The sequence below is a fragment of the Pseudomonas sp. 14P5.3.2 genome, from assembly GCF_057799175.1.
The window spans coordinates 87,384-96,346 of the sequence record NZ_JBYOKU010000023.1 but is presented as its reverse complement, the minus strand read 5'-3'; the positions used below and the strand labels follow the sequence as shown (position 1 = coordinate 96,346).

Genomic DNA, 8,963 nt, shown 5'->3' with positions numbered 1-8,963 from the left:
GCTTTCGCGAACAAGCCCGCTCCCACAATGGGTCTGTGTGTTTCCTGAGGATCAGCGGTAATCGTCCACCGGGACGCAGGCACAAAACAGATTGCGATCCCCATAAACGTTATCGACCCGATTCACCGCCGGCCAATACTTGTGCGCCTTGGTATGCGCATCCGGAGTGATCCCCTGCTCGATGCTGTAAGGCCGCTCCCACACTCCGGTGACATCCGCCAGGGTATGCGGCGCGCGCTTGAGCGGGTTGTCTTCCGCCGGCCAGTTGCCGTTCTGCACTTCGGTGATTTCCGCGCGGATGCTCAGCATCGCGCCGATGAACCGATCGAGTTCGGCCTTGGACTCGCTCTCGGTTGGCTCGACCATCAACGTCCCTGGCACCGGGAAGGACATGGTCGGCGCATGGAAGCCATAGTCCATCAGGCGCTTGGCGACGTCCTCTTCGCTGATCCCGGTCTGCGCCTTCAACGGCCGCAGATCGAGAATGCACTCATGGGCCACCCGCCCGTTGCGCCCGGTGTACAGCACCGGGAATGCGCCGGATAAATGCTGCGCCAGATAATTCGCGGCGAGGATCGCCACCTCGCTGGCATCCGCCAGTTGCGGCCCCATCATCGCGATGTACATCCAGCTGATCGGCAAAATGCTCGCACTGCCCCACGGCGCCGCACTGACTGCGCCGTTCTGTGGCAACGGGCCGTCAATCGGCACCACCGGGTGATTGGCAACGAACGGCGCCAGATGCGCGCGAATGCCGATCGGCCCCATGCCCGGCCCGCCACCGCCGTGGGGGATGCAGAAAGTCTTGTGCAGGTTCATGTGCGACACATCGGCGCCAATGTCCGCCGGCCGCGCCAGCCCGACCTGCGCATTGAGATTGGCGCCATCCATGTACACCTGCCCGCCGTGCTGGTGGATAACTTCGCAGATCTCGCTAATGCCTTCCTCGTACACACCATGGGTCGACGGATAGGTCGCCATCAGGCACGACAACTTGTCCCCCGCCGCGGCAGCCTTGGTTTTCAGGTCGTCCAGATCGACGTTGCCGGCCTCGTCGCACTCGACGATCACCACGCGCATTCCGGCCATCTGCGCCGAGGCCGGGTTGGTGCCGTGGGCCGAAGAAGGAATCAGGCAAATGTCCCGCGCGCCCTGCTGCCGGCTCTCGTGATATTTGCGAATCGCCAACAGCCCGGCGTATTCGCCCTGGGCTCCGGAGTTGGGCTGCATGCAGATCGCATCGAACCCGGTGATCGCGCACAACCAGCGCTCCAGTTCTTCGATCATCAAGGTGTAACCGACCGCCTGCTCCCGAGGCGCAAACGGGTGCAGGTTGGCGAACTGCGGCCAGGTGATCGGGATCATCTCGCTGGTGGCGTTGAGTTTCATGGTGCAGGAGCCCAACGGGATCATCGACTGGTTGAGCGCCAGATCCTTGTTCTCCAGTTGCTTGAGGTAGCGCAGCATCTCGGTTTCGCTGTGATGCGCATTGAACACCGGATGGCGCAGGTACGGCGTGTTGCGTTGCAGGTGCTCGGGAATCCCGGGAACCAGCTCTTCTGCATCAATTTCGTCGACGTTCAACCCATGATCGGCGCCCAACAGCACATCAAACAGTTTGGCCACCGTGTTTGCATCGCAAGTCTCGTCGAGGCTCAACCCCACTCGGCCACGGCCGAGAATCCGCAGGTTGATCTGCGCGGCCCTGGCGCTGTCGATGATCGCGCTTTGCGCGCCGCCCACCTCCAGCGTGAGGGTGTCGAAAAACTGCCCGTTGACCCGCTGGATGCCGTGGCGCTCAAGGCCTGCGGCCAGAATGCAGGTCAAGCGGTGCACACGCTGGGCGATGCGCTTCAAGCCTTGCGGCCCGTGATACACCGCGTAGCAACTGGCGATGTTGGCCAGCAGCACCTGCGCGGTGCAGATGTTCGAATTGGCCTTCTCGCGGCGAATATGCTGCTCACGGGTTTGCAGAGCCATGCGCAACGCCACATTGCCTCGGGCGTCTTTCGACACGCCGATGATCCGCCCCGGAATCGCCCGTTTGTACTCTTCGCGGCTGGCAAAAAACGCCGCATGCGGGCCGCCGTAGCCCATCGGTACGCCAAAGCGCTGGGACGAACCGAACACCACATCCGCGCCCAGTTCACCCGGCGGCGTCAACAGCAACAGGCTCAGCAGATCGGTGGCGACACAGGCTAGCGCCTGCTGCGCGTGCAGCTGATCAATGACCGGGCGCAGATCACGGATCTCGCCGTGGGTGTCGGGATACTGCAGCAACGCGCCGAACACCTGATGCTGGCTGAGGTTATCCACAGCGTCGATGATCAGTTCAAAGCCGAAGCCTTCGGCGCGGGTCTGCACCACGGAAATGGTCTGTGGATGACAATTTTCATCGACGAAAAACAGATTGCTCTTCGACTTCGCCACACGCTTGGCCAGGGCCATGGCTTCCGCAGCAGCCGTAGCCTCGTCGAGCAACGAGGCGTTGGCCAGTTCAAGTCCGGTGAGGTCGATCGTCAGTTGCTGAAAATTCAACAACGCTTCGAGACGGCCTTGGGCAATCTCCGGTTGATACGGGGTGTACGCGGTGTACCAGCCGGGGTTTTCCAGCACGTTGCGCAGGATGACGGTTGGCGTCAGCGTGCCGTGGTAGCCCATGCCGATCAGGCTGGTCCAGACCTGGTTCTGCTCGGCATACCCGCGCAGCTTGGCCAGCGCCGCCTGCTCATCGAGGGCTGGCGGCAAGTCCAGCGCCCGATTCAGGCGAATGCCCGGCGGCACCGTCTGCTCGATCAGTTCGACCCGGCTGCCCAAGCCGAGGCTGTCGAGCATCGCCTGTTGTTCGGCGGCGTCGGGCCCCAAATGGCGGCGCAGGAAGGCTTCGGGGTCGCGTAACTGGCTCAAGGATGGCAACTGGGACATGACGGGCTCTCTCTTGGCTGGCGCTCGGCGTCAATGCAACACGGTCAAACCAGCATAGCAGCCGATCCCGACGCGCACGGCTTGGCGGCAGAGGGGGTTACGGGGCATGCTGTAGCGCCTGCATCAGGCGTCCAACTTTCGGATGATCGAATCCTCATGAGCCAACTGCCGTTCCTGCCGTTTTCCAAACCTGTCATTGATGAAGCCACGATTGCCGCCGTCGGCGATGTGCTGCGCTCCGGCTGGATCACCAGCGGGCCGAAGGTCCAGGCCTTTGAAGCACAACTGTCGGAATACTTCGGCGGGCGCCCGGTGCGCACCTTCAACTCCGGCACCTGCACCATGGAAATCGCCTTGCGCATCGCCGGCATCGGGCCGGGTGACGAAGTGATCACCACGCCGATTTCCTGGGTCGCCACCGCCAACGTGATCCTCGAAGTCGGCGCCACACCGGTGTTTGCCGACATCGACCCGGTGACCCGCAATATCGATCTGGACCGGCTCGAAGCGGCGATCACCCCACGCACCAAAGCGGTGATTCCGGTGTACCTCGCCGGCCTGCCGGTAGACATGGAACGCTTGTACGCCATCGCCCGCAAACACAACTTGCGCATTGTCGAAGACGCCGCTCAGGCCCTGGGTTCGAGCTGGAACGGTCAGCGCATCGGCGCCACCGGCGATTTCGTCTCGTTCAGTTTCCAGGCGAACAAGAACGTCACCTGCTCCGAAGGCGGCTGTCTGGTGCTGAACACCCCGGAAGAAGCACGGCTGGCGGAGAAGTACCGCCTGCAGGGCGTGACCCGCAACGGCTTCGACGGTCTGGACGTCGACGTGCTCGGCGGCAAGTTCAACATGACCGACATCGCCGCCACCATCGGCCTGGGTCAATTCGCCCATATCGAGGCGCTGACCGCCCATCGTCAGGAACTGGCCCGACACTACTTCAAATGTTTTGGCGATGACTTTGAAGCGACCTATGGCGCGCAACTGCCGCCAGCGGATTTCACCCAGAGCAACTGGCACCTGTTCCAGCTGGTCCTGCCGGAACGCAAGGACGGCTTGCCCGCCCGCGCCACGTTCATGGAGCAGATGCAGGCCAAAGGTATCGGCATCGGCTATCACTACCCGCCGATCCACTTGCTGAGCCTGTATCGCGAGCGCGGGTTCAAGGAAGGGATGTTGCCGGTAGCCGAACGAGTCGGGCGACTGATTGTGTCGTTGCCGATGTTCACCACCATGACCAAAGACGACGTCGAGCGTTCGGTGGCGGCAGTGAAAGCGGTATTGCGCGACGCCTGATCGACGCCCACAAAAAAGCCCCGAGAGATCGGGGCTTTTGCAGTATCACAGTCTGCTTATTCGCCGATGGCAGCCTTGTAGGCAGCAGCGTCCAGCAGCTTGTCCAGCTCGGCCTTGTCGCTTGGCTTGAGCTTGAAGATCCATGCGGCGTACGGATCGTTGTTCAGTTCTTCCGGCGAGTCAGCCAGCGCTTCGTTGACCGCGATCACTTCACCGCCGACCGGGGAGTAGATGTCGGAAGCGGCCTTCACCGACTCGACAACACCGGCAGCCTCACCGGCAGCAAACACCTTGCCGACTTCGGCCAGTTCAACGAACACCACATCGCCCAGCGCTTCCTGCGCGTGATCACTGATGCCCACGGTAACGGTGCCGTCGGCTTCCAGACGCGCCCACTCATGACTTTCGGCAAAACGCAGTTCAGCGGGGATTTTGCTCATGCTCGGTGTCCTCAAGAAATTGTCAGCGGTCAGGCCCGCCGGAAAAGGTTAGATCAAGGTTTTGCCATGGCGCACGAAGGTCGGTTTGACCACTCGTACCGGATACCACTTGCCACGAATTTCCACTTCGGCGCGGTCGGCTGTGGCCATCGGTACACGCGCCAGGGCAATCGATTTGCTTAGCGTAGGAGAGAAACTACCACTGGTGATCTCTCCTTCGCCAACATCGGCGATACGAACCACTTGATGGGCGCGCAAAACACCGCGTTCCTCAAGCACCAGACCCACCAGTTTGTGCGCAACGCCGGCAGCTTTTTCCGCTTCCAGGGCCGAGCGACCGATGAACTGCCGCGAAGCCGGTTCCCAGGCGATGCTCCAGGCCATATTGGACGCCAGCGGCGAGACATCCTGATGAATGTCCTGGCCATAGAGGTTCATCCCGGCTTCGACCCGCAACGTGTCGCGGGCGCCGAGGCCGATGGGAGAAATGCCGGCACCGACCAGATCGTTGAAAAATCCCGGCGCCTGCTCGGCCGGCAAAGCGATTTCCAGCCCGTCTTCACCGGTGTAACCGGTGCGCGCAATGAACCAGTCGCCATCGACTTCGGCTTCGAACGGTTTGAGGTGCTGGATCAGTGCGGCGCGGGACTGGGTCACCAGTTCGGCAATCTTCTGCCGGGCCTGCGGGCCTTGAATGGCGAGCATCGCCAGATCCTGACGCTCGTGCAATTGCACGTCGTAACCGGCGACCTGCGCCTGCATCCACGCCAGATCCTGGTCGCGAGTGGAGGCGTTGAACACCAGGCGATAACGGTCTTCGAGGCGATAGACAATCATGTCGTCGACGATGCCGCCACGCTCGTTGAGCATGGTGCTGTAGAGCGCACGGCCGGGGCGGTGCAGGCGTTCGACGTCATTGGCCAGCAAATGCTGCAGCCAGGCCTTGGCCTGGGGGCCATCAACGTCGATCACGGTCATATGGGAAACATCGAACACCCCGCAATCGCGGCGCACCTCGTGGTGTTCCTCGACCTGCGAGCCGTAATGCAGTGGCATGTCCCAACCGCCAAAATCGACCATCTTCGCGCCGAGGGCAAGATGCAGGTCATACAGAGGCGTACGCTGTCCCATGGGTTTCTCCTTCCGGGCGTGGCGAAGGTGCGGACAGCCGCTGTACGGGGTGAAAGCCACGAAATAGAAGGCTTTCAGCCGATTTCAGCGAACGGGTCTATCAGACGAACCGCACCGAATGCCGCGCATTGTAGCCGCATGATTCAGGACTCACTACTAAGTGTTTCGGTGCGCCGAGCGGCGGATCAGGCCGATGACCGGCAATAAACCAACCAACACCAGGGTCAGCGCCGGCAGCGATGCACGCGCCCACTCGCCCTCGCTGGTCATTTCAAAGATCCGCACGGCCAGCGTGTCCCAGCCAAACGGGCGCATCAGCAGGGTGGCGGGCATTTCCTTGAGCACATCGACAAACACTAGCAACGCCGCGCTCAGCGTGCCGGGCAGCAACAACGGAAGATACACTTTGAAAAACAGTCGCGGCCCACTGACACCCAGACTACGTGCCGCTTCGGGCAATGAAGGCCGTATACGCGCCAGACTGTTTTCCAGCGGCCCGTAGGCCACCGCGATAAAGCGCACCAGATAAGCCATCAGCAACGCCGCCAGACTGCCCAGCAGCAGCGGCTTGCCGGCGCCGCCGAGCCAGCCCGACAGCGGAATCACCAATGCGCGGTCGAGATAACTGAACGCCAGCATGATCGACACTGCCAGCACCGAACCCGGCAGCGCATAACCGAGATTGGCCAGACTGACTCCGGAACGGATCGCCCGGGTCGGCGCCAGACGTCGGGCAAACGCCAGCAACAGCGCGACGCTGACGGTGATCAACGCCGCCATAGCGCCCAGATACAGGGTGTGCAGGATCAGCCCGGCATAACGCTCATCCAGATCGAAGCGCCCGCGCTGCCAGAACCACACCAGCAGTTGCAGCAGCGGAATCACGAACGCGCAGGCAAACACCACCAGACACCAACCGGTCGCCGCGAATGCCTTGAGTCCGCGCAACTGATACAGCGCCTTGACCCGTGGTCGCTCGTTGCTTGCCCGGTTGGCGCCGCGCGCGCGTCGCTCGCCGTAGAGCACCAGCATCACCACCAGCAGCAACAGGCTGGCCAGTTGCGCCGCGCTTGGCAGGCTGAAGAAGCCGTACCAGGTCTTGTAGATGGCGGTGGTGAAGGTGTCGAAGTTGAACACCGACACCGCGCCGAAATCCGCCAACGTCTCCATCAGCGCCAGTGCGACACCGGCGCCAATCGCCGGCCGCGCCATCGGCAACGCCACCCGCCAGAACGCCTGCCAGGGCGACTGACCGAGTACCCGCGCTGCTTCCATCAGGCCTTTGCCCTGCGCGAGGAAAGCGGTGCGCGCCAGCAGGTAAACGTAGGGATAAAACACCAGCACCAGCACCACGATCACCCCGCCGGTGGAGCGTACCCGTGGCAGGCGCAAGCCGCTGCCGAACCACTCACGCAGCAGCGTTTGCACCGGGCCGGCGAAATCCAGCAGGCCAACGAAGACGAACGCCAGCACGTAGGCGGGGATGGCGAACGGCAGCATCAGCGCCCAGTCGAGCCAGCGCCGTCCGGGGAATTCGCAGAGGCTGGTGAGCCACGCCAGACTGACACCGAGCAGCGTCACGCCGACACCGACGCCAAGCACCAGCATCAACGTGTTGCCCAGCAGGCGCGGCATCTGGGTTTCCCACAGGTGCGACCAGATTTGCTGATCGATGGTCTGCCACGACAGCAGCAGGACACTCAGGGGTAGCAGCACCAGCGCGGCAATGGCGAGGACGATGGGATACCAGCGGCGTTGGGCGGGGTGGGCCACTTTTGGGACTCTGAGGGGTGGTTGGTGGTTCTGATTCAGGTGTTTCAGCTCGAGATTGCTGCCCTCACCCTAACCCTCTCCCGGAGGGAGAGGGGACTGAACGTGGTGATCTTTCGATTTACGCCGACCTGATACATCGAGCCGAGCTCCGGTCTTGAAAGCCATGGAGATCGGCTCCCTCTCCCCCCGGGAGAGGGCTGGGGTGAGGGCAGCGATCTTGAGCGAACACAGCGACCGGCAGATACTCAGTTCCAGCCCGCGCGATCCATCATGCGGATCGCTTCCGCCTGACGCTTGCCCGCCACTTCCACCGGCAAGGTATCAGCGACGAACTGGCCCCACGCCGCCACTTCCTCCGAAGGTTTCACCGCCGGGTTGGCCGGGAATTCCTGGTTCACGTCAGCGAAGATCTTCTGCGCCTCAGGCGTGGTCATCCACTCGACCAGCGCCTTGGCTGCTTCCGGGTGCGGCGCATGCTTGGTCAGGCCGATGCCCGACAGGTTCACGTGTACGCCGCGGTCGGCCTGATTCGGCCAGAACAGTTTCACCGGCAGGTCCGGCTTCTGCTTGTGCAAACGCCCGTAGTAGTAGGTGTTGACGATGCCGACGTCGCACTGGCCGGCATTGATCGCCTCCAGCACTGCCACGTCGTCGGAGAACACATCGGTGGACAGGTTGTTGACCCAGCCCTTGAGGATCTTTTCGGTCTTCTCGGCGCCGTGCACTTCGATCATGGTCGCGGTCAGCGACTGGTTGTAGACCTTCTTCGCCGTGCGCAGGCACAGGCGCCCTTCCCAATTCTTGTCGGCCAGCGCTTCGTAAGTGGTCAACTCGCCCGGTTTCACCCGTTCGGTGGAATAGGCGATGGTCCGCGCGCGCAGGCTCAGACCGGTCCAGGCGTGACTGGAGGAGCGGTATTGCGCAGGAATGTTGCTGTCGATGGTTTTCGAGGTGAACGGCTGCAGGATGCCCATCTGCTCGGCCTGCCAGAGGTTGCCGGCGTCGACGGTGAGCAGCAGGTCGGCGGTGGCGTTTTCGGCTTCGGCCTTGATGCGCTGCATCAGCGGCGCTTCCTTGTCGGTGATGAACTTGATCTTCACCCCGGTTTTCGCGGTATAGGCGTCGAACACCGGTTTGATCAGCTCATCGATACGCGAGGAGTAGACCACCACCTCGTCGGCGGCCTGGGCGGTGGCGCTGCCGATCAGGGTCAGGGCCAGTGCGGTCAGAAGACGCTTGGGTGCCAACATGGGAGTGGTCTCTCGGTCGGAAAATGTGGGCCAAATGATAAGGACTCACATTTACCAGCTCAATCGAACACTTGAGCAAGGAGTTACCAGATGTTGCATGACTTCCAAATTGCTGGCCTCTGTGGCGAGGGAGCTTGCTCCCGCT

Annotated in this window: 6 protein-coding genes; 1 reads left to right on the top strand and 5 read right to left on the bottom strand. The window is 62.2% G+C overall.

The window, feature by feature from the left end; all coding sequences use genetic code 11:
• Positions 1 to 51 precede the first annotated feature (51 nt).
• A complete protein-coding gene (gene gcvP / locus AC27VU_RS18975) occupies positions 52 to 2,925 on the bottom strand; it encodes an aminomethyl-transferring glycine dehydrogenase (protein WP_488724652.1) in 2,874 nt (957 codons plus the stop codon).
• 156 nt (positions 2,926 to 3,081) lie between these two features.
• On the opposite strand from gcvP, the gene AC27VU_RS18970 reads away from it, so the two are divergent.
• Positions 3,082 to 4,224 (top strand): DegT/DnrJ/EryC1/StrS family aminotransferase, encoded by a 1,143-nt coding sequence (locus AC27VU_RS18970; RefSeq protein ID WP_488724651.1) that lies wholly within the window; start codon positions 3,082 to 3,084, stop codon positions 4,222 to 4,224.
• 56 nt (positions 4,225 to 4,280) lie between these two features.
• Here the strand turns inward: AC27VU_RS18970 and gcvH are convergent, their stop codons facing one another.
• The 4 genes from gcvH to AC27VU_RS18950 all read right to left on the bottom strand — a co-directional run bounded on the left by gcvH (position 4,281) and on the right by AC27VU_RS18950 (position 8,818).
• Positions 4,281 to 4,664, bottom strand: a complete 384-nt coding sequence (gene gcvH / locus AC27VU_RS18965; RefSeq protein WP_400498699.1) for a glycine cleavage system protein GcvH — start codon at positions 4,662 to 4,664, stop codon at positions 4,281 to 4,283.
• A gap of 48 nt (positions 4,665 to 4,712) precedes the next feature.
• Positions 4,713 to 5,795: a glycine cleavage system aminomethyltransferase GcvT gene (gcvT, locus tag AC27VU_RS18960; protein ID WP_488724650.1), complete on the bottom strand. Its 1,083-nt coding sequence runs from the start codon at positions 5,793 to 5,795 to the stop codon at positions 4,713 to 4,715.
• A gap of 156 nt (positions 5,796 to 5,951) precedes the next feature.
• Positions 5,952 to 7,568 carry an ABC transporter permease gene (locus AC27VU_RS18955; RefSeq protein ID WP_003229293.1) on the bottom strand — a complete coding sequence of 539 codons (1,617 nt, stop codon included), beginning with the start codon at positions 7,566 to 7,568 and terminating at the stop codon, positions 5,952 to 5,954.
• A gap of 245 nt (positions 7,569 to 7,813) precedes the next feature.
• Complete coding sequence (locus tag AC27VU_RS18950) at positions 7,814 to 8,818, bottom strand: extracellular solute-binding protein (protein WP_488724649.1); 1,005 nt, start codon at positions 8,816 to 8,818, stop codon at positions 7,814 to 7,816.
• Positions 8,819 to 8,963 lie beyond the last annotated feature (145 nt).

Bases quoted from the DNA above. Each gene is read 5' to 3' on its own strand.
- gcvT (WP_488724650.1), bottom strand. From the start codon at position 5,795: ATGGGACAGCGTACGCCTCTGTATGACCTGCATCTTGCCCTCGGCGCG.
- gcvP (WP_488724652.1), bottom strand. From the start codon at position 2,925: ATGTCCCAGTTGCCATCCTTGAGCCAGTTACGCGACCCCGAAGCCTTC.
- gcvH (WP_400498699.1), bottom strand. From the start codon at position 4,664: ATGAGCAAAATCCCCGCTGAACTGCGTTTTGCCGAAAGTCATGAGTGG.
- AC27VU_RS18970 (WP_488724651.1), top strand. From the start codon at position 3,082: ATGAGCCAACTGCCGTTCCTGCCGTTTTCCAAACCTGTCATTGATGAA.
- AC27VU_RS18950 (WP_488724649.1), bottom strand. From the start codon at position 8,818: ATGTTGGCACCCAAGCGTCTTCTGACCGCACTGGCCCTGACCCTGATC.